The following is a 22,178-nucleotide window of genomic DNA, read 5'->3' on the forward strand; positions in this document are numbered from 1 at the left end:
TTCTGCTACTATATTCGCCAAATTTCCCCACATTGCACTAGGCGCATGGCGTTAATTCTTAGAGTTCTTTTCTGTATTCTTGGCCTCTCACTTTCTTTTGCCGCGTTGGCTGACAGACCGAAAGTGGGGCTGGTGCTGAGTGGCGGTGGAGCCAAGGGCGCAGCGCATGTGGGCGTGATTAAGGTACTCGAACAACATCATATTCCCGTCGATTACGTCGCTGGCACAAGTATTGGCGCATACGTGGGCGGTTTATATGCGTTGGGTTACAGCGCTGCAGAAATCGAACAGCTGATGATGGCGCAAAACTGGGACAGTGGTTACTCAGATACTATTCCGCGTGAAGCGCTCGCGTACCGTGAGAAGCAGCAGCGCGATCGCTTTAACATCCCGATCAATATGGGGATCCGTGATGGAGAAGTGCAAACCCCTCAAGGTATTTTGCTGGGACAAACAATGTCGCGTTTGTACCGGACCACTGCCGGGCTTATTCCCCGCTTTACCAGTTTTAATGACCTGTCGATTCCGTACCGTGCCGTCGCCACCGATTTAGAAACGAGCCGAGCCGTCGTACTAAGCCACGGCAGCTTGGTGGAAGCGATGCAAGCCTCAGCCACGGTTCCCGGCGCGCTGCAGCCAGCGGTGATTGATGGCAAGTTGCTGGTGGACGGTGGTATTGCCAACAACATGCCCGTCGATGTTGCTAAGGCGATGGGCGCTGACATTGTGATTGCGGTAGATATTGGCTCCAGCTTAGTCAAGAAGAAGCAACTCAATGGCGCACTGGCGATCCTTAATCAGTTGTCGACCATGCTAACCAATGCTAGTACTGAACGGCAAAAGGCGCTGCTCACGGAAGATGATGTGCTCATTCGCCCAGCGGTCGACACGCTGAGTACCACCGATTTTTCTATGATGCCAGAGGCGCTCAAGGCGGGCGAAGCGGCGGCGAATGCTCAGCTGGCTCAATTGCAAATGCTCGCAATGTCAGACGATGAATTTACTGCTTATCAACAACATAAGCGGCAGATTGCAGCGCGTTGGCGTGATGCCGCTAAGCAGCCACTCATTGCCGTAAAATTCAGTAATGACTCTACCGTCAATACTCGGTTACTGACCAAAGTATTAAACATTCATCCCGGTGATGTCGTTGATCGCAACGAGTTAGATAAAGCGGTCGGTCGTCTCTACTCCCTGAATAAATTTGAGCGAGTGACTGCCGAATTTGAAGATACACCGGAAGGACGGGTGCTGAACGTTGATGCCAAGGCTAAGTCGTGGGGGCCGAATTACTTAGAATTTGGTTTTAATTGGGAAGACGATATGTCACTCGATTCGTCGCTGACAATCGACTTGGCATTGAATATGACAGATATCACCGCCAATGGTGGTGAGTGGCGCAATGAAGTGCGCATGGGGTTTGAAAAAATGCTCTCCAGTGAGTTCTACCAGCCACTGGATGCTGACCAACACGTCTATAGCCGTGCTCAATATCGCTATCTGGTGAACAATTGGGAATTTTTTGAAGGTAATTCGCTCTACTATCAATTAGAGCGCGAAGCGCATGCGCTGGAACTGGGGCTCGGATTCAATTTTTCTTCGGTGGGAATGGTCGAGTTCGGGATTAACGGTGAAGCCGGTCGTATCAGTAATCGTGCCCTGATCGATGATATCGATTTTACCAGTTATGGCACCTACTTACGTGTGGGCTACGATTCGCTAAACAGCATCAGTTTCCCAACTTCAGGTAACCGCTTCCGCGTTAATCTGTACCTGCGCGAAGAAAATTATTCTGGCATGCCAGACCCTGGGCGAACTTTTCAAATTGAGGCGGATTGGAAAGGCGTGGTCAGTGTCCGAAATCATGCTTTTGTGGGCAAAGCCGCTTATGCCTCCATCGACAACGATAGTGAATTTAGCGCCTATGTAACGGATTTAGGGGGATTCTTAAATCTTTCTGGCTACCATAAAAACTCGTTGGCGGGGGCCAAAAAGGTATTCGGCGCATTTATCTACCAATACGATTTAGGCCGCGATGTCCTCGGTATGCAAGATTACCCCCTGTACTTGGGCGCCAGTATTGAAGCGGGCAATGTCTGGGGCAACGCTGATAAAATCCAAATGAATGACCTGATTTACGCAGGCAGTTTGTACCTCGGTACCAATACCGCCTTTGGTCCAGCCGCTTTAGGTATCGGCCTGACTGACGATGGTGAACAAGCTATGTATTTGTTTATCGGTAAGAATTTTTAAGTAATTTACTGCAAAAACAATCTTACAAAATATGCTTTCGAGTGTGGCGATAGCAGTGTTAAATTTTAATACTGCTATAGTTATTCCTTCATAAACAGAGAACGGAACCCACATGAAAAAGCTCAGCACTGTTGCTGTAGGTATTGCCCTCAGCCTTGGTTTGACTGCTTGTAGCAGTCAGCAACAAGCTCCGCAAACGCAAGTAGAAGTTAAAAAAGTCTCAGGAATCGAATCTGCTAACTTCGATTCCTCTGTGCGTTTTCAGGATGATCTCTATTACAGCGTTAACGGCAAGTGGCTAGCTAATACGCCGATCCCTGCTGATAAATCTAACTACGGTGCGTTTACCGTACTGTACGAAAAAAGTCAGAAAGCTCTAAAAAGCATTATTGAAGCTGCGGCCGCGAAAGCTGATAAAAAGGCGGGCTCCACCGAACAGAAAATCGGTGATTTTTACGCCGCCTATATGGATACGGCGACAGTAGAGCAACTTGGTATTACGCCACTGAAAGCGCAGCTCGACGAAATTGCTCAACTGTCTAATCACGCAGCCGTGGCAAGCATCATGGGCAAACTGCTGACCAGTGGTTCCTCTATTCCTTTTGGTTTCTACGTTAATAACGACGCCAAAAACTCATCGCAATATGGGGTTTACCTGTATCAGGGCGGTTTAACACTGCCTGACCGCGACTACTATCTGAAAGATGACGAAAAGATGGTGGCTAACCGCGAAGCGATGCGCAAATACGTGCAGGCACTGATGACGGCAGCCGGTTATCCGCATGCTGATGAAGCGGCAGCTAACGTGGCTAATATCGAGTTGTTCATTGCACAAAGTCAGTGGAGTCGCGTTGAATCACGTGATGCCAACAAGGCTTATAACAAGATGTCGATTGCCGATGTGCAAAAACTGACGGGCGACTTCGATTTCAACGCCTTTGCGGCAAGTGCTGGTTTATTGGGTAAAACGAACGAAGTTATCGTCCGCCAGCCTTCATACCTCGAAAAATTGGGCAGCCAATTTGATAAATTCTCCGTCTCAGCTTGGAAAGACTATTTAGCGTTCCATTTGGTGGATAGCTACGCAGAACAGCTAAGCAAACAATTTGCCGACTTAAGCTTTAACTTCCACAGTAAAACTCTGATGGGGATTCAGGAGCAGAAACCGCGTTGGAAGCAAGCGGTTGACGGCGCTGACCAAGTGATTGGTGAACTGGTGGGTAAAGAATACGTAGCGCAGAACTTCAAGCCTGAAGCGAAGCAACGTATGGAGCAGATGATCAAAAACCTGATTAAAGGTTTTGAAGTTAGCATCAATGAACTGGAATGGATGACGCCAGAAACCAAGAAGGCAGCGCAAGAAAAACTGTCTAAGTTTACCTACAAAATCGGTTATCCGGATAAGTGGAAAGATTACAGCAATCTGACCATCAAGCCGAATGAACTGGTGGGTAACTACCAACGTTACGCACAGTTTGAATACGATGACATGCTCAACAAAATCGGTAAGCCAGTGGATCGCACTGAATGGCACATGACGCCACAAACAGTGAATGCTTACTACAGCCCAGTCGGTAATGAAATCGTATTCCCTGCCGCTATTTTGCAACCGCCATTCTTTAACATGGAAGCCGATGATGCGGTGAACTATGGTGGCATTGGTGCCGTAATCGGCCATGAAATCAGCCACGGTTTCGACGACCAAGGTGCGAAGTACGATGGCGATGGTAACTTGCGTAACTGGTGGACTGACAAAGACCGCGAAGAGTTTGAAAAACGTGGTAAGGCCTTGTCGGCACAATATAGCGCCTTTGAACCTTTGCCAGGCAAGCACGTCAATGGTGATTTGACCCTAGGTGAAAACATTGGTGATTTGGGCGGCGTGACAGTATCACTGCGTTCATATCATTTGAGCCTCAACGGCCAGACGGCACCGGTTATTGATGGCCTGACAGGCGATCAGCGCTTCTTCATCGGTTGGTCACAGGTATGGCGCCGTAACTATCGTGAAGAAGAATTGGTGCGTCGTTTACTGACCGATCCACATTCACCAAGCCACTACCGGGCGATGGGGACTCCTCGCAACGTAGAAGGTTTCTACAAAGCGTTTGATTTGAAACCAACAGATAAAGAGTATTTGCCAGAAGATCAACGCGTTAAAATCTGGTAATACGTTAACGTTATCGAAAAAAGCCACCGCTAGGGTGGCTTTTTTATTGCGGTATTTTGAGTAAAGCGAACCTATTCGTCTAGATTTGAAATTTGTCGAGTAGCGTCGGCAAGTCCCGCAGTGAAGCGCCTTGGAAGTGCGCAGCTTGCCAACGTGCTTCGCCTTGATGTTGTACTTCTGGGATAACCAGCGCCTGCATACTAGCGGCGCGCGCCGCAATCAGACCATTAAACGAATCTTCGACCGCCAGACAGTATTTAGGGGCAACACCCAACTTTTTGGCACATTCAAGATAGACATCAGGATGTGGTTTACCGTAAGGCAGCGCTTCGGCGGACTGTGTCACCGCAAAGAAGGAGCGAATGTCCAACTTGTTGAGTACCGCATTCATAATCTGGCTTGAGGAGGACGTGGCTAATCCCACAGCTAAACCGGCATCACGACAATGGCTTAGCGCTGCTTCAACACCCAGCATGGGTTGCCCATCCTGTTCGATATATTCGACAACACGTGAAATAATAAATTGCTGCATGGCGTGTTTATCAAAATCGATGGCTGGAAAGCGGTCGTACCAAAAACTGACTAATTCATCGATACGCAGCCCTGTTGTTTGTGTCATGTCGGCACGCGTAACGGGAAGTCCGAAGCTGGTAAGGACTTCAAATTCGGCTTGCTGCCAGACAGGTTCGGAATCTATTAAGACGCCATCCATGTCAAAAATTACGGCGCGAAGTGCGGGATACTGCATTTGACTCGGTCCTGACTCTATTTTCATCAACAAAATTGCAGGTTATCCGATATCCCTAAAGGAAAGCAAAACAAAATTCAAGGCTGCACATCACGCTAATTATCTGTAATGTAAGGGGATGTATAATTTTCCCACTATCGTCTAATATCTTTATAGAGTTTAAGGACTTAGTGTTAGCGCGTTTAAAGATCCACCGTCGGACACCCTTCATCCATGTGTGATCTGATTCATACTTTTGCAAAGTTGTTGTATAATTCAGCCCGGAAATTACGGGTCTCACCTGTATGGGCTGCCCCAGGAAACGACAGAAGGGTGGTCGTCAGAGCGCTAAGCGCCAAACAAAGAGGAATGTTGCCGTGCTAGAAGCATATCGTAAACACGTCGCAGAGCGTGCTGCAGAGGGCGTGGTCCCCAAGCCGCTGGATGCCCAACAAGTTGCCGAACTGGTCGAGTTAATCAAAAACCCACCTGCCGGTGAAGAGCAATTCATTTTAGATCTGTTAGAAAATCGTATTCCACCGGGTGTGGATGAAGCTGCTTACGTGAAAGCAGGGTTTTTAGACGCTATTGCCAATGGAACTGCTACTTCTCCGATTTTGACCGCTGAGCACGCTGTTGAACTATTGGGTACCATGCAGGGCGGTTACAACATTGAACCGCTGATCAAAACGCTCGATAACGACAAGCTGGCGCCTTTGGCGGTGAAAGCGTTGTCGCACACTCTGTTGATGTTCGATGCGTTCCACGATGTTGTGGAAAAGATGGAAGCGGGCAACGCCTATGCTAAAACCATCGTTGAATCATGGGCAAATGCCGAATGGTTCCTGAGCCGTCCTAAACTGGCTGACAAAATTTCCCTGACTGTATTCAAAGTCACTGGTGAAACTAACACCGATGACTTATCACCAGCGCCTGATGCATGGTCGCGTCCAGATATTCCATTGCATGCATTGGCTATGTTGAAAAACGCCCGTGATGGTATCGAACCTGATCAGCCTGGCGTTGTTGGCCCAATCAAAACCATTGAAGCCTTGAAAGAAAAAGGTTTCCCGCTGGTGTATGTCGGTGACGTTGTGGGTACTGGTTCATCACGTAAATCAGCGACCAACTCAGTATTGTGGTTGATGGGTGACGATATTCCTTATGTGCCTAACAAACGCGCTGGTGGTTTCTGCTTCGGCGGTAAAATCGCGCCTATCTTCTTTAACACCATGGAAGATGCTGGTGCTCTGCCTGTCGAATTAGACGTTGGCATGATGGAAATGGGCGACGTTATCGACGTTTACCCATATGAAGGCAAAGTTACTCGCCATGACAGCGATGAAGTGGTGTCTGAGTTCGAGCTGAAAACCAAAGTGATTTTGGATGAAGTTCGCGCAGGTGGCCGTATTCCATTGATTATTGGCCGTGGTCTGACTGACCGCGCACGTGAAGCTCTGGGATTGGAAGCTTCTGACGTATTCGTACGTCCAGGTGCAGTTGCACAATCTGATAAAGGCTTCACTCTGGCCCAGAAAATGGTGGGTAAAGCCTGCGGTGTTGCTGGTATCCGTCCAAACCAATACTGCGAACCTAAGATGACGTCTGTGGGTTCTCAGGATACTACTGGTCCTATGACCCGTGACGAACTGAAAGATCTGGCTTGTTTGGGCTTTAGTGCTGATTTGGTGATGCAGTCATTCTGTCACACTGCCGCCTATCCAAAACCAGTGGATGTGAACACGCACCACACCCTGCCTGACTTCATTATGAATCGTGCAGGTGTTTCGCTGCGTCCTGGCGATGGTGTTATCCACTCATGGCTGAACCGTATGCTGCTGCCAGATACTGTCGGTACTGGTGGTGACTCGCATACCCGTTTCCCAATTGGTATCTCATTCCCAGCAGGCTCTGGATTGGTGGCATTTGCTGCCGCTACTGGCGTAATGCCACTGGATATGCCTGAATCTGTATTGGTACGCTTTAGCGGTAAGATGCAACCGGGTATCACGTTGCGTGACTTGGTACATGCGATCCCACACAAAGCGATCGAAATGGGTCTGTTGACCGTTGAGAAGAAAGGTAAGAAAAACATCTTCTCTGGCCGCATCCTTGAGATTGAAGGTCTGCAACATCTGAAAGTTGAACAAGCATTTGAACTGTCTGATGCATCTGCTGAACGTAGTGCTGCGGGTTGTACCATTAAGTTGGATAAAGAGCCGATCATCGAGTATCTGAACTCCAACATCATCATGTTGAAGTGGATGATCTCTGAAGGTTATGGCGACCGCCGTACACTGGAACGCCGTATTAAAGGTATGGAAGAGTGGTTGGCAAACCCAGAATTGATGGAAGCCGATGCTGACGCTGAATACGCGGCCGTTATCGAGATCAATCTGGACGAAATCAAAGAGCCAATCCTGTGTGCGCCTAACGATCCAGATGACGCTGTGCTGTTGTCAGATGTGGCGAACACTAAGATTGATGAAGTGTTCGTTGGTTCATGTATGACCAACATCGGTCACTTCCGTGCTACCGGTAAAGTGCTCGACAAATTCGCCACCACACTGCCAACACGCTTGTGGATTGCACCACCAACTAAGATGGATCGCGATCAACTGACCGAAGAAGGCTACTACAGCATTTTTGGTAAAGCGGGTGCTCGTATCGAAATCCCTGGTTGTTCTCTGTGTATGGGTAACCAAGCACGGGTTGCGGAAGGGGCCACAGTCGTGTCGACTTCTACCCGTAACTTCCCGAACCGTTTAGGAACTGGTGCTAACGTTTACTTAGCATCAGCTGAACTGGCTGCGGTAGCCGCATTGTTGGGGCGTCTGCCAAGCGTGGAAGAGTATCAAGAGTATGCGAAAGAGATTGATGCGACTGCCGCTGATACCTATCGTTACCTGAACTTTGACCAATTGCCAGCTTACACCGACAAAGCAGAAAAAGTGATTTTTCAAACTGCCGTGTAACTGACTAAGTTCGCAAAAAAGGCCAGCAGCTGCTGGCCTTTTTAATGCTCGTTTTGCGTTAATTCGCTACGGCCTGTTGGCTTTCATTCCGTTGAATGCGATAGGTGTAGAGCACTTGTAAGAGACGATCTTCCAGTTCAAAACGGGTTTCCAGCACATTGACCAGCTCGGCTAAGTCTTCGTCGAGTGCCAATAACATATCGTCATTTTCGGCGCTGGAATATTTGTCGATAAAATCCAGTAATTTATCTGTAGTTTCAATTACTTCTGGAAGCAGACGGTCGGTAATATGCTCGCCTTCAGCAAACGAATGCATGATTTGATTGATGACGCGAAAGTGGCTTTCTGAAATGTAATCGACTAAATGATCACAAAATTGGTGGACTTGCTGTAGTCCCGGCAGGCTATTTTCAGGCGCAGTTCCACGGGATAATCCCGCGAGTTGGAAGTATTGAATGAGTAGTTCGCGTCGGGTTTGCAACCAACGATCAATCAATCGGCTAGCGCCACCCCATTTTTCTTCGGCTTGAGCGAGTTGTTTCAGCATTATGAGACTCCTTACCGCCATTGTTAGTTAAATTTAGGCGACTTCGACTCCGCTTGGCAACTTTCTTCGCTATCCCGAGCGACTAAAGTCTATAAATCCGCGAAGACTATGGTGGAAGTTCGATGGTTTGGCTTGAGAACATCTGCCAAATAAAAAGCCCAGCGGCAGATAACTACAGCTGGGCGAGGAAAATTTTAACGGGCTCGATGTGACGAGCTTCTTGATTGTTCTTGCTAGCGCAGAATTTTTATACCAAAGGGCGGGAACCGGTGCAACTGTTTTTGGTCATATAGTGGTTAAGCTTTCGCTTCAGCGCCCGCTTTTATTCCAGTCCGTGATCCGTGGCTGATTCTCTGCAAATTGTTTGAAATTTCACCAGTTGCGAATATTCACTGTTGATGGTCACAGAAATACGCGATCAGAGGTTACATTAGCGAAGCAAATGCTAAACTAGCGCACCAGCACAACAGCACAAACAACCTTTAGGGACAGCCAAATGGCAGAATTGAAGAATGATCGTTATTTGCGTGCACTGTTAAAGCAGCCAGTGGACGTTACGCCTGTGTGGATGATGCGCCAAGCGGGTCGCTATCTGCCAGAATACAAAGCAACTCGTGCGCAAGCGGGTGATTTTATGTCACTGTGCCGCAATGCTGATTTAGCTTGCGAAGTGACCCTGCAACCTCTGCGTCGTTATGAGTTAGATGCGGCGATTTTGTTCTCTGACATTCTGACTGTGCCAGATGCAATGGGCTTAGGTCTGTTCTTTGAAGCGGGCGAAGGCCCACGCTTTGAACGTAAAGCTAACACTATCGACACCATCAAAGCGCTGCCAATTCCTGATCCAGAAGATGAACTGGGTTATGTGATGAAAGCGGTAAGCACCATTCGCCGTGAACTGAACGGTGATGTGCCATTGATTGGTTTCTCTGGTTCACCTTGGACGCTGGCAACTTACATGGTTGAGGGTGGTTCAAGCAAAGCGTTTGAACAAATCAAACGTATGATGTACTCAGAGCCTGCAGCACTGCATATGCTGTTAGACAAACTGGCTGATTCAGTCACCCTGTACCTGAACGCACAGATCGCTAACGGCGCCCAAGCTGTGATGATCTTTGACTCATGGGGCGGTGCACTTTCTCACGCGGCGTATCGTGAATTCTCACTGCGTTACATGCAGAAAATCATCAACGGTTTGACTCGTGAAGCTGAAGGTCGCCGTGTACCCGTAACCCTGTTCACTAAAGGTGGCGGTTTGTGGCTGGAAGCGATGGCAGAAACTGGTGCTGACGCACTGGGTCTGGATTGGACTATCGACATTGCTGATGCCCGTCGTCGCGTAGGTGACAAAGTTGCCCTGCAAGGCAACATGGACCCATCAGCACTGTATGCGCCTATTCCACGTATTGAGGAAGAAGTGGCGAGCATTTTGGCAGGTTATGGTGAAGGTACTGGCCACGTATTTAACTTGGGCCACGGCATTCACCAACACGTGGATCCAGAGCACGCTGGCGCATTTGTGAAGTCAGTACACGAGTTATCACGCAAATACCATAAATAACGGGTGCTAGCCTAGTATTTGACCACGAAAGCCTCCAAACGGAGGCTTTTTTAATCCATTTTTCGTTAAATTTAATGATTAATGGTTCAATATGATGCGTTAAATCAATACAATTGGCGCGGTTTTTGGCATGCTGAGTTAAAATTTTAGGCTAAGCACGTTCAAAATGGATTTTTAGGGAAGAATCCTGGGCAATGGTCGCCCGTCTTATCAGTGATGACGTTACTCAAGGCGTACTGATGATGTTGGTGGGCAAGCTGTATGTTGTTAAGCGATAAAATTCGCACCTTTATTTTAGCGTTCTGTGTTCCGGCGCTGTTTGTGGTGATCTACTGTTTACACCAATGGTTTGAATACCGAGTGGAAACACATCGCCAACAGATGCAGCTTCAGGAAAATCAACGAATATTGAATCGATTCGAGGCGGATGCTCATCGATTACTGACGTTGGCGCAATTCTATTCTCCTGAAATTGATAATGCCCAGCTACAACAGCTTTGGCAGGATCAGTTATCTAAATACAATGTCGACGTATATCATCTGCAAGCAAATCATTTGCAGCGCTTAGGCCAGCAAGCTGTCAATCCGCAAATCGCGCAAGCGTTGATACAACTGCATTCGCTGGGCAAGTTTGGCTGGGGGGCGATGTTTGCTGGTCAGCAGCCGATGTTAATTGGTTACTCACGCTTAGATGAAGATGACTTCATTGTGGTGACGCGCACTCTGGCAACGGAATATTTTGCGGGGTTGGGGCAAGGTGAGCTCACTAAACAGATTCGTGTTGTCAGTGCTGCCGAGGCACCATTAGTTTCCCATAATGACCACTTTGATCATATTGCGGTCACTTCGGTCGCGGGTGAGCCGCTAGTACTGGAAATTGAACACAAGCCCGATCTTTTTGCACTCATGGCATGGCGAAATACACTCATTGTGCTGGCGCTACTGTTAGGTGGCGTATCTATTGTGTACTTGGGCTATGTGTGGCTTAAACGTTCTCTGTTATCACCTTTTGCTCAGCTATTGCAGCAAATACAGGCGATAGACCCTTCAGAGCAGCGACTGACCACAATTGAAACCCATGGCAGTGGCGAGTTTGATGCGCTGACCGATAGTATCAATAACCTTGTGAATGGTTTCTCCCAACATAGAGCTCGTTCGCGTATTACTTTGGAAGCCATCGCCGAAGCGGTGATCGTTACCGACCGTGATACTAAGATTACCTACATGAATCCGCAGGCGGAGAAATTGCTGCAAGTCGCGCCGTTGTCTCAGCAACCTGTGTCGGTGGGAGAATTACTCGATGTAGCAAATAGCCTTGATGCTGAGTTAAAACAGTTTATGGCATCTGCCAGTCATCTCATTGAGCATCGCAAATTACGGCTTAAGTTGCCGCAACCGCTGTTGCTTGACCGAGCCTTGACCAACTTGCGCAATGAAAGCGGTGAAGTGATTGGCTCGGTGATGGTATTACGGGATATCACCGCCGAGGAACAACTCAAACAAGAGTTACAGCGCCGCGCCAACATTGATGCCAGTACCGGTCTGCTAAACCGCCACGCATTCGAGAGTAAGCTCTCGCACTATATCGCCCATGCTCGTACCTTGGCGGTATGCTATCTCGACTTGGAACAGTTTAAGTTGATTAACGACAACTGTGGTCATGTGGCGGGAGATCGTATGTTGAAACTGGTCGCCAAAGCCATGTCGCAAGTGGTGGGGAGCCAGGGATTGCTCGCGCGTTTGGGCGGCGATGAATTTGGTTTAGTGATGCGTGACTACTCGGCGGTAACGGTTGCGCGTATGCTCAAAGCGATTGCGCAACAAGTGAGTTTACAGGTGGTGCATCATGAAGGCGTGCATTATCGCGTTGGCGTCAGTATCGGTGTGGCTTTTTATCATGGCGCTAAGCCAAAGACGCAAGAACTGCTGAAAGACGCCGATATTGCCTGTATTGCCGCTAAGCGTAAAGGCAGTAATCAGATTCATTTTTATGATAACCGCGATCAGCAACTCAACTACGAACGTAATGCACCGAAATGGGCGCATCGGATCACTCAGGCAATTGAAACACGTGAACTGATGTTGTACTTCCAGCAAATTCGGTCACTCAATGGTGTCAGTAAGCGGCAGCGATTAGAGATCTTATTGCGCATCAAAGGCGAACATGAACGCGTGTTGCCGCCGGCACAGTTTATTGCCGCGGCCGAGCGCTTTAAGTTAATGCCGGATGTCGATAAAGAGGTGATCCGTAAGGCGTTTGAATGGTTGTCACAGCATCGTGAGCTGATAGATTCGATTTCCTTATCGATTAATCTCTCGGCCAACAGTCTCGGCGCAGATGGTATGTTGGACTATATTGCTGATCAACAGCAATATTTTGATGTGCCAAGCAGTTGTATCTGTTTTGAAATCACCGAAACCAGTGCCATTCAAAACCGCCAACGTGCCATGCAGATGCTGCAGAATTTACGCAAGCTGGGCTTTGCCTTTGCGCTGGATGATTTTGGTAGCGGCTTTGCGTCATATGGATACTTACGCGAACTGCCGGTAGATTACGTTAAAATTGATGGCTGCTTTGTGCGGCAAATTGCCAGTAACGCTCGTGACTTTGCCATCGTAAAATCCATCCATGATGTGTGTAAAACCATGGGCATTGAAACAGTGGCTGAGTTTGTTGAGAGCACGGAGATCATCGACAAACTTAATCAAATCGGCATCAACTATGCGCAAGGTTACGCCATTGGCCGACCAAAACCACTAGCGCAATATCAGCACCCGATACGTTTGGTGGCGAGTGATAACGTCAGCCCGCTGCATGTTGTAAACGAGTAACCTGATTGCATCAACAAAAACGGCGCCCATTGGCGCCGTTTTTCTAAGCCGTAGTGAAAGCGTTATTGCGCCTGCTCGCGAGCAATGGCGCGATAGCCGATGTCAGTACGGAAATAAACATCATCCCAATGGATTTCATCAACCAGCGCATACGCGGCTTTCTGTGCTTCGGTCACTGTGTTACCCAGTGCAGTCGCGCACAGTACGCGGCCGCCAGCGGTCACGACATGTTCGCCGTCCAGCTTAGTGCCAGCGTGGAACACTTTGGCGTTGGTATCACCGAGTGACAGACCTTCAATCACATCGCCTTTGCGATACGCATCAGGATAACCGCCAGCGGCCAATACCACGCCAACTGCTGCACGAGCATCGTATTCAGCAGTCACTTTATCCAGCTCGCCTTTACAGCCAGCCAAGCAAAGTGCGACCAAATCTGATTGCAAACGCATCATGATCGGTTGGGTTTCTGGGTCGCCGAAGCGGCAGTTGTATTCCAGCACTTTGGCGGTGCCGTCTGGCGCAATCATCAAACCAGCGTACAAAAAGCCAGTGTACACGTTACCTTCAGCGGCCATGCCATCCACAGTTGGGCGAATAACGTTAGCCACTACCCAGTCGTGAATGTCTTGAGTCACTACTGGTGCCGGTGAGTAAGCACCCATGCCGCCAGTGTTCGGGCCGTTGTCCGCGTTGTCGCGTGCTTTATGGTCTTGGCTGGTGGCCATTGGCAGAATGTTTTTGCCGTCGACCATCACAATAAAGCTAGCTTCTTCGCCTTTGAGGAACTCTTCGATCACTACGCGCGAACCAGCATCACCAAACTTGTTACCGGCCAGCATATCTTCAATCGCTGCATCCGCTTCCGCTTGGTCTTGCGCGATAATCACGCCTTTACCTGCTGCTAAGCCATCAGCTTTGATAACCACAGGAAAACCAGTTTCTGCGGCCAACTCTGCCGCGTAGGCTTTGGCTGGTGCGATTTCGGTCAGGTTTTTATACGCTGCAGTCGGAATATTGTGGCGTGCTAAAAAGTCTTTGGTGAACGCCTTTGAACCTTCCAGCTGCGCAGCGGCTTGGGTTGGGCCAAAGATGTTGAGAGCGGCGGCGCGGAACGCATCCACTACACCAATTACCAATGGTGCTTCTGGGCCAACAATAGTCAGCTCAACAGCATTTTCTTGGGCAAAGGCCAACAGTGCTGGCACGTCAGTGGCGCTGATATCGATGTTTTGCAGTTTAGGCTCGTGGGCAGTACCCGCGTTACCCGGTGCCACAAACACCACTTCAACATCGTTGTTTTGTGCCGCTTTCCACGCTAGCGCGTGTTCACGACCGCCACCACCAATAACAAGAACTTTCATAGAGTTATCCCTTCGCTGAAACGGCAGCGGCTAGCGCTGCCGGCAAAATCTTAGTGACGGAAATGGCGCATGCCAGTGAACACCATTGCCATGCCTGCTTCGTCAGCAGCGGCAATCACTTCGTCGTCGCGGATTGAACCACCTGGTTGAATGATACAGCTGATACCCGCAGCGGCAGCGGCGTCGATACCATCGCGGAATGGGAAGAAGGCATCAGATGCCATTACGGAACCCTCAACCACTAAACCTTCATCGGCAGCTTTGATACCAGCGATTTTCGCGCTGTATACGCGGCTCATTTGGCCCGCGCCCACGCCGATGGTCATGCCGTCTTTGGCGTAAACAATCGCGTTAGATTTAACGAATTTGGCGACTTTCCAGCAGAACAGCAGATCTTTCAGCTCTTCAGCGGTTGGTTGGCGTTTAGTCACCACTTTCAAATCAGCTTCAGTGATCACGCCTTGATCGCGGTCTTGTACCAACATGCCGCCGTTAACACGTTTGTAATCGAAGCTGGTGGTTTTGTCGGCCCATTGGCCACATTCCAGCAAACGTACGTTGGCTTTCTTGGCAACGATTTCGCGTGCTTCAGCGCTCACTACTGGCGCAATGATCACTTCCACGAATTGACGTTCAACGATTGCCGCTGCGGTTTTGCCGTCCAACTCGCGGTTGAAGGCGATGATGCCGCCAAAGGCTGAGGTTGGGTCCGTTTTAAAGGCGCGTTCGTACGCAGCGAAGATGTCGCTATCAACCGCTACACCACAAGGGTTCGCGTGCTTAACGATAACGCAGGCGGGTTCAGCGAATTCTTTCACGCATTCCAGTGCCGCATCGGTATCGGCGATGTTGTTGTAAGACAGCGCTTTACCTTGCAGTTGGGTGGCTGTGGCGACTGAGGCTTCGTCAGCGTTCAGATCAACATAGAAGGCTGCGTCTTGGTGACTGTTTTCCCCATAACGCAGGTCTTGTTTTTTCACCAACTGAGTGTTGTAAGTGCGTGGGAATTTAGAATCTTCGTTGCACTCAGCATCGCTGTGCGCCGGCACCATAGTGCCAAAGTAGTTAGCGATCATGCCATCGTAGGCTGCAGTGTGCTCGTAAGCGGCAATCGCCAAATCGAAACGGGTGTTGTAGGTCGTTGAACCTGCATTAGCCGCCATTTCTGCCAACACTTTATCGTAGTCAGCTGCGTTAACCACAATGGTCACGTCTTTATGGTTTTTCGCTGCTGCGCGCACCATGGTTGGACCGCCGATATCGATGTTTTCGATAGCGTCTTCCAGGGTGCAGTCAGGGTTAGCGACGGTCGCAGCAAATGGGTACAGGTTTACAGCAACAAGATCGATAGGGCCGATGTTGTTGTCTGCCATTACCTGCTCATCCATGCCACGACGGGCGAGAATGCCGCCGTGAACTTTTGGATGCAGGGTTTTAACACGACCATCCATGATTTCTGGGTGACCGGTATAGTCAGATACTTCGATAACCGGGATGCCGTTGTCAGCCAACAGACGTGCAGTACCACCGGTGGACAGTAGCTCAACGCCTTGTGAGTGCAGGGCTTTGGCAAATTCCACGATTCCGGTTTTATCAGATACGCTCAGCAGGGCGCGACGAATAGGTCTGGCATTATTCATTTTGGGTACAGTTTTCCAGTTTTAGTTTCAAGGATCTTTCGGAAAGCTCAATTTTATCAAGCTATTGCATTACAAGGTTAATCTTGCTTTACGAAAATCCCTCAAAACGCATCCTATGGCTGCGTGCGAGCTGGGGGCGTATTCTACCGCAAATCCATTGTCCCCGTTGTTTTTTCTACGCGATTACACAATATCAAATCGTGAACAAAGCGCAGCAAATCGAACATATAAATGAGACTGGTTTACATTTAACTTCTCTTGACCTTGGAGTAGACTCTAAGCTTTATACTCCGACAAACATCGAGGCTTAGTATGTTTCGTATTGGTGAGTTGGCAAATCGTCATGGTATTAATACCGATACGCTGCGCTTTTATGAAAAGCACGGTTTACTGCAACCATCTGCGCGACAAGACAATGGTTACCGTGCCTACAATCAGGCTGATGATCAGCGTTTAGCGTTCATTTTACGCGCCAAGTCGGTCGGCTTTTCGTTAGGTGAAATCGCAGAATTGTTGTCGATCGAAGTTGATAAAGCCAACCGTGTATGCAGCGATGTCAAAGAGTTAGTTGATGAGAAACTCGTTAAAGTCAGTGAAAAAATTGCTGAGTTGGAACGGTTTCGCCAGTCATTACAGATTTTATCAGATGGTTGTTGTGGTGGGCCGCATAGCGCAGAACATTGCACGATTTTGCAAGCATTAGAGTCATTTGAACCCGACGACATGCAGCCATCTTACAGTAAATAGACCGCACTGACGTTGTGGGAGATGTTCCATGGTCATGAATCATTTTTTGGCGTTATTTATGGAGTCAGCACCTTGGTTGCTACTCGGGCTGATATTAGCTGGCATGCTCAAGGTGTTTGTGCCTATGAGCTGGATGAATAAGCAGCTTGGCGGCCACGGTTTTAAAGCGACGCTGAAAGCCGCGCTGTTTGGCGCTCCATTACCACTATGTTCTTGTGGGGTGATTCCGGCGGCAGTTGGCCTGCGTCGCAGTGGCGCTTCAAAAGCAGCCACCACCTCATTTTTGGTGTCTACCCCAGAAACCGGTGTGGACTCGGTGACAGTTTCTTATGTATTGCTCGGCCCGTTTATGGCGATTGTGCGGCCAATCGCTGCGGTGACGAGTGCTGTTGTGGCAGGGCTGTTGGTGGGCCGTGACGAAGAGCAGGCAGAAGCCGTTAAGGCGGATGATGCTGCAGCGCACAGCACCAAAGCTTGCTGCTCAAGCGCGGCCGATACTGCCAATAATGCGGCTAAGCAGGCCACTACGTTTAAACCTGCGACATTCAAACCGATGGCGGCTGCACCGTTAGTTAACAACGCAAGCAGTGTAAGTCACAGTGTAAATAGTGCGGCTAGTTCTGAGTCGAGCTGCTGTGGTAGCGAAAAAACCAAGGTGGCCCGCAGTTGCTGTGGTGCTGACAATCTGTCGCCGGAAAAGAGCAACTGTTGCAGCAGTGAGCCTAAAGCCACGGCGAGTAGTTGCTGTTCATCCTCAGCAACTCAATCTGACAGCTGTTGTAGCTCAAACGCGAGCAACGGTAGCAGTTGCTGTGGTGATGCACCGTTAGCGAGCAATGCCAGTGTTGCGCAAAAGCTGCTGCAAGGGCTGAAGTATGCTGCCACTGATTTGATTGAAGACACCGCCGTGTGGTTGTTGGTCGGTTTATTCTTCGCTGCTTTGGTACAAACCTATGTGCCGGCAGATTTCCTCGCGCAGTGGGGTAACGGCTTGTTGGCCATGCTGGTGATGGTGCTGGTATCGATTCCGATGTACATCTGCGCCACCGCTTCGACCCCGATTGCCGCGGGCTTGCTGTTGGCAGGCGTGTCACCCGGTGCAGTTTTAGTGTTTATGCTGGCTGGCCCTGCCACTAACATCGCCACGCTTGGCGTTGTTGCTAAAGAGATGGGCCGTCGAGCGTTACTGGGCTATTTAGGTGGTGTGCTGAGTGTGGCTCTGGTGTTTGGCTGGCTGGTGAATCTGCTGGTGGCGAATTTTGGCTTTGAAGTAATGCCGCAACTCGGTGACGAGCACCGTGTGTTACCTGATGTGATTGTGAACTACTCGGCGATTATTCTGGCGGTGTTGATGGCGAAAGTGCTGTACGACAAACTGCCGGGCAAGTCGGTCCATAAAGATTGCTGCTCATAAGCCGTGACAAATCGACAACTAAAAAGGCGCTCATTGAGCGCCTTTCGTGTGTAACAGACTGGTGAAAACTGGAATTTTCAATTTATTTGCCTGCTTTAATGTTCTCCACCGGGGCGAATTTCGCTTGTTTTTTTGCTGCCTTCAGAGCCCGTTTTTCTTTGGCCGTATGCTGAGGCTGTTTCTTCTGCTCTTTGCTGTTCTTGTGCTCTTTACTCATGGTTTTCCTTCCGTATTCACTTGGGAGAGACCGTTGGACAGCAGTCGTAAAATAGCTGTCCGGCGATATCAAGTTCACTGACAGCTGGTGGTGGGATGTTGCCATCAAACCAGTTGTATCAGGCACCATGCCTGATGAATTCATTCTACGCTCACCTCAGTTAAACCGCATGTTGCCGACATAGAATAATTTAAAATAAAAAGTCATTTTTGATACGAGATAGCGCTATAGATATTGTCCCGTCAGTGGAACAATTCGTAAGTTTTTGAATGGCTAATAAAGTTAATGCAACAGTAGTATACTTTTAGCGTTCATAGTAAATCCGGTGAAATTGGGACAAGGACGCCCCAATTTGTTTGTCATCGGTGCTTATGCTTGCGATGTAAGTAGGCGTTAACAATCTATCGAATTCCGGTTGTGGCAAACGCAATTGCTGCGAATTGCCGATGCGGGAATTTTGGCTGTGCTTCCCGGCGCTTTCTTACGTTTTGCCATGATCCTGCATCGGCACCGGAAATTCTCTCACCATGCCATAGCCTTGTATTCGACATATTTGTTAATCTGCATCCTTGTTTTATCGACTTAATGAGACAGATTTATGCAGTGGCAAAGTCGGCGCTTTAGCGAATTATCGGCGTCTACGCTGTATCAGTTATTACGTTTACGTGTTGACGTGTTCGTAGTGGAACAGCAGTGTGCTTACCCAGAATTAGATGGCAAAGACTGTCACCCTGATGCTCGTCACTTATTGGCCTACAACGACGCTGGGGATTTACTCGCTTACGCACGTTTGTTACCTCCCGGATTATCCTACGCTGAACCAAGCATCGGCCGAGTACTCGTAAACCCTGCATTTCGACAACATGGGACAGGCAAAGCTTTAATGAAGCAAGCGATTTCCTTGTGTCAGCAGTATTGGCCGCATCAAGCCATCAAGATTGGTGCGCAGGAATATCTGTCATCCTTCTACCATGCGCTTGGCTTTGTCGCCGTGTCTGATATGTACCTCGAAGATGACATCCCTCATGTTGATATGCTGCTCAGTCAGCAATAATAAAAAAGCACGCTAATAAGCGTGCTTTTGTTTAACTACGTCATTGTCGATTATTGAAATAGGTCATTGGTCGCTTTTGAATCAATGAAGATATTGCTGTCGTCACTGTTTTCTTGGGCGTATTCCGTCGGTTCTGTGCCCTGAATAAAATACTCAAACTCGCTGGTGTAGTCCGTTTTCCGAGACAGTTTGCCAGTCGCGAGATCGATGCGTACTGACACTATGCCCTCTGGTGGTTGCATTGGAACTTCTGGTGTACCTTGCAGTGCGTGGTACATAAACTGGTTCCAAGCTGGGCCCGCAGATTTAGCGCCGGATTCGGCACCGGAGATCTGTGATTTAGGGCCATTAGGATTCCAGGCAGTGCGGCCTAGCTCGCGACTGTGGTCATCGAAACCTACCCATGCCGTGGTCACCAACGTTGGGTTAAAACCACTAAACCAGGTGTCTCTTGACTCATTGGTGGTACCTGTTTTACCCGCAATGTCGTGACGCTTGATCAATCGCGCCGCCCGCCAAGCGGTACCATTCCAACCTGTACCGTGATTCCAATCACCACCGCCCCAAATAACGCTCTTGAGTGCTTCAGTGATTAGGAAAGCAACTTGCTTGGATACAACTCGTTTAGCTTTGTGAGCTGCGGGATTAGCACAGTTATACGCTAAAGCACTATCAGAGGTAATCGAAGCTGTTGGCTGCTCAGTGACAAAAGTTTCGGTATTGTCGGCCGTCATTGCGCTGCTGTCAGATGTCGCAGGAGCAACAATATCATCGTCATCACACGCTAGTGCTGGTTGGGCTCGCTCAATTGTTTTGCCATAGCCATCGTCAATACGGTCAATAAAATATGGCTCGACTAAATAGCCACCATTAGCAAATGAGGTAAATGCAGTGACAACTTTTAGCGGGGTCACTGACGGAGAACCGAGCGCTAACGATTCGTTACGATTCAGATCTTCGCGATTGAAGCCAAACTCCGACAGTTTGTTGATAGCATTATCCAACCCAACGTAGCGCAGCGCACGTACGGCCATGACGTTCACGGACTGAGCCAAACCAACTTTCAAACGTGTTGGGCCGCCATAAACATCCGGTGAATTTTTGGGGCGCCAAGCAGTACCTTGACGCAAATCAGGCTTGTTAATCGGCGCATTGTTGATAAGTGTGGCTAAGGTGTAGCCTTTTTCTAAAGCGGCGGTATAGATAAAGGGTTTAATGTTGGATCCCAATTGGCGTTTAGCCTGGGTAATACGATTGTATTGGCTCATGCTAAAACTAAAGCCACCAACTAAGGTTTGTATCGCCCCATCATGTGGTGCCAATGACACTATTGCACTCGAAACTTGTGGTATTTGCGATAGTTGCCAGTGTTCGCCATTAAGTCGCACCCATACCATTTCACCAGCGGTTAACACGTCGCTAGCGGTTTTAGGCGCAGCGCCTTGGCGCCGGTCAGAGATATATTTACGTGCCCAGTTAATACCTTCCCAATCGAGAGTCACTTGCTGACCACTGGCGAGCATCACTGTGGCGGTTTGCTCATCAAGTTGCATGACCGCAGCGGGCTGAATATCGTCAACCGCTTGAGTCTTGGCTAACGCTGCAAGGATCTGATCATTGCTCGGCGCGATATCTGTCCAAATTGTTGAAATGGCACCTCGATAACCGTGACGTTCGTCATATGCGAAGACGTTGTCACGTACGGCTTGTTGTGCCTCTTTCTGAAGACGTGAGTCAATGGTGGTGTAGACGTTGTAGCCGCCAGTATAGGCCTCTTCTTCGCCATACTTTTGCACCATGTAATCACGCACCATTTCCGATATATACGGCGAATAGAGGTCGATTTCTGCGCCGTGATATGACGCTGTGAGTGGTTCACCTATGGCATTTTGGTATTCGCTATCGGTGATATATCCCACGTCATGCATCCGCATCAGCACCACATTACGCCGTGCAAAGGCTCGTTTAGGCGATGAGATAGGGTTCATGGTTGACGGTGCTTTTGGCAATCCAGCAATCATTGCCATTTCAGATAGCGTTAACTCACTGACATCTTTTCCATAATAAACTTGTGCCGCAGCTCCAACGCCATAAGCACGTTGACCAAGATAGATACGGTTTACATACAGCTCTAGGATCTCGTCTTTAGTGAGCAGCTGTTCGATATGGAGAGCGATAAAAATTTCTTTGATTTTACGAATAAACTTTTTGTCGCGCGTTAAAAAGAAGTTACGTGCCACCTGCATGGTGATGGTACTTGCACCTTGGCGCTTTTGCCCTGTGGTTACCATCACGATCGCAGCGCGCAGCACGCCAACAGGATCAACCCCCTTGTGCTCGTAAAAGCGAGAATCCTCTGTGGCAATGAATGCCTGTAGCAGCGGCTTTGGTATTTGAGTGAGTTCTAATGGAATGCGACGTTTTTCACCAAACTGTGAAATAAGCTTGCCATCTTGTGAATATATTTTAAGCGGGGTCTGCAGTTGTACGTTTTTTAATGTGGCAACGTCCGGCAAATCCGGTAAAACGTAAAAATAAGTTGCAGTAACTGTGATGATTCCCAGTAGAAATAGACTGAAAAATGTAATCAGAATACGTTTTAACCACTTCACACTATAAATTTCCGCTTTTTGCATAGACGTTTTAGTATATAAGGCCATGTAGTTTGGGTGAAGTAAAA

14 protein-coding genes are annotated in these 22,178 nt (G+C 48.8%); 8 read left to right on the top strand and 6 right to left on the bottom strand.

All coding sequences use genetic code 11. From position 1 onward, the window contains the following. Window positions 1-54: 54 nt before the first annotated feature. Together HR45_RS17155 and HR45_RS17160 are read left to right on the top strand one after the other, a co-directional pair. Window positions 55-2,253 carry a patatin-like phospholipase family protein gene (locus HR45_RS17155; protein WP_037445502.1) on the top strand — a complete coding sequence of 733 codons (2,199 nt, stop codon included), beginning with the start codon at window positions 55-57 and terminating at the stop codon, window positions 2,251-2,253. Window positions 2,254-2,365: 112 nt separating this feature from the next. Next, complete coding sequence (locus HR45_RS17160; RefSeq protein WP_037445449.1) at window positions 2,366-4,423, top strand: M13 family metallopeptidase; 2,058 nt, start codon at window positions 2,366-2,368, stop codon at window positions 4,421-4,423. 79 nt (window positions 4,424-4,502) lie between these two features. On the opposite strand, the gene hxpB is transcribed toward HR45_RS17160, so the two are convergent. Continuing rightward, the gene (gene hxpB / locus HR45_RS17165; RefSeq protein WP_037445451.1) at window positions 4,503-5,171 is read right to left on the bottom strand and encodes a hexitol phosphatase HxpB; all 669 of its coding nucleotides are present in this window, start codon (window positions 5,169-5,171) and stop codon (window positions 4,503-4,505) included. 356 nt (window positions 5,172-5,527) lie between these two features. On the opposite strand from hxpB, the gene acnB reads away from it, so the two are divergent. Further along, window positions 5,528-8,125: a bifunctional aconitate hydratase 2/2-methylisocitrate dehydratase gene (acnB, locus tag HR45_RS17170; protein WP_037445452.1), complete on the top strand. Its 2,598-nt coding sequence runs from the start codon at window positions 5,528-5,530 to the stop codon at window positions 8,123-8,125. 58 nt (window positions 8,126-8,183) lie between these two features. On the opposite strand, the gene HR45_RS17175 is transcribed toward acnB, so the two are convergent. Beyond that, a complete protein-coding gene (locus tag HR45_RS17175) occupies window positions 8,184-8,672 on the bottom strand; it encodes an Rsd/AlgQ family anti-sigma factor (RefSeq protein ID WP_037445453.1) in 489 nt (162 codons plus the stop codon). 496 nt (window positions 8,673-9,168) lie between these two features. Here HR45_RS17175 and hemE point away from each other — a divergent pair, with 496 nt between their 5' ends. Beyond that, complete coding sequence (hemE, locus tag HR45_RS17180) at window positions 9,169-10,233, top strand: uroporphyrinogen decarboxylase (protein ID WP_037445454.1); 1,065 nt, start codon at window positions 9,169-9,171, stop codon at window positions 10,231-10,233. Between the two features lie 261 nt (window positions 10,234-10,494). Then, a complete protein-coding gene (locus HR45_RS17185) occupies window positions 10,495-13,065 on the top strand; it encodes a putative bifunctional diguanylate cyclase/phosphodiesterase (protein ID WP_037445455.1) in 2,571 nt (856 codons plus the stop codon). 62 nt (window positions 13,066-13,127) lie between these two features. Here the strand turns inward: HR45_RS17185 and purD are convergent, their stop codons facing one another. After that, window positions 13,128-14,426 (bottom strand): phosphoribosylamine--glycine ligase, encoded by a 1,299-nt coding sequence (gene purD, locus HR45_RS17190; protein ID WP_037445456.1) that lies wholly within the window; start codon window positions 14,424-14,426, stop codon window positions 13,128-13,130. A 50-nt stretch (window positions 14,427-14,476) separates the two neighbouring features. Further along, window positions 14,477-16,066: a bifunctional phosphoribosylaminoimidazolecarboxamide formyltransferase/IMP cyclohydrolase gene (gene purH, locus HR45_RS17195; protein ID WP_037445457.1), complete on the bottom strand. Its 1,590-nt coding sequence runs from the start codon at window positions 16,064-16,066 to the stop codon at window positions 14,477-14,479. Between the two features lie 312 nt (window positions 16,067-16,378). On the opposite strand from purH, the gene zntR reads away from it, so the two are divergent. Both zntR and HR45_RS17205 read left to right on the top strand, forming a co-directional pair. Beyond that, on the top strand, window positions 16,379-16,813 hold the full coding sequence (gene zntR, locus HR45_RS17200) for a Zn(2+)-responsive transcriptional regulator (protein ID WP_037445459.1): 435 nt from the start codon (window positions 16,379-16,381) through the stop codon (window positions 16,811-16,813). A gap of 28 nt (window positions 16,814-16,841) precedes the next feature. Beyond that, a complete protein-coding gene (locus HR45_RS17205) occupies window positions 16,842-18,227 on the top strand; it encodes an SO_0444 family Cu/Zn efflux transporter (RefSeq protein ID WP_037445460.1) in 1,386 nt (461 codons plus the stop codon). Between the two features lie 82 nt (window positions 18,228-18,309). Here the strand turns inward: HR45_RS17205 and HR45_RS19470 are convergent, their stop codons facing one another. After that, window positions 18,310-18,588: a hypothetical protein gene (locus HR45_RS19470; RefSeq protein ID WP_156104113.1), complete on the bottom strand. Its 279-nt coding sequence runs from the start codon at window positions 18,586-18,588 to the stop codon at window positions 18,310-18,312. Between the two features lie 454 nt (window positions 18,589-19,042). Here HR45_RS19470 and HR45_RS17210 point away from each other — a divergent pair, with 454 nt between their 5' ends. Further along, entirely contained in the window at window positions 19,043-19,498 is a 456-nt protein-coding gene (locus HR45_RS17210) for a GNAT family N-acetyltransferase (RefSeq protein ID WP_037445461.1), read from the top strand. Between the two features lie 50 nt (window positions 19,499-19,548). On the opposite strand, the gene HR45_RS17215 is transcribed toward HR45_RS17210, so the two are convergent. After that, window positions 19,549-22,110: a penicillin-binding protein 1A gene (locus tag HR45_RS17215; RefSeq protein ID WP_037445503.1), complete on the bottom strand. Its 2,562-nt coding sequence runs from the start codon at window positions 22,108-22,110 to the stop codon at window positions 19,549-19,551. Between the last annotated feature and the right edge of the window lie 68 nt (window positions 22,111-22,178).

The organism is Shewanella mangrovi, from assembly GCF_000753795.1.
Classification (GTDB): Bacteria; Pseudomonadota; Gammaproteobacteria; order Enterobacterales; family Shewanellaceae; genus Shewanella; species Shewanella mangrovi.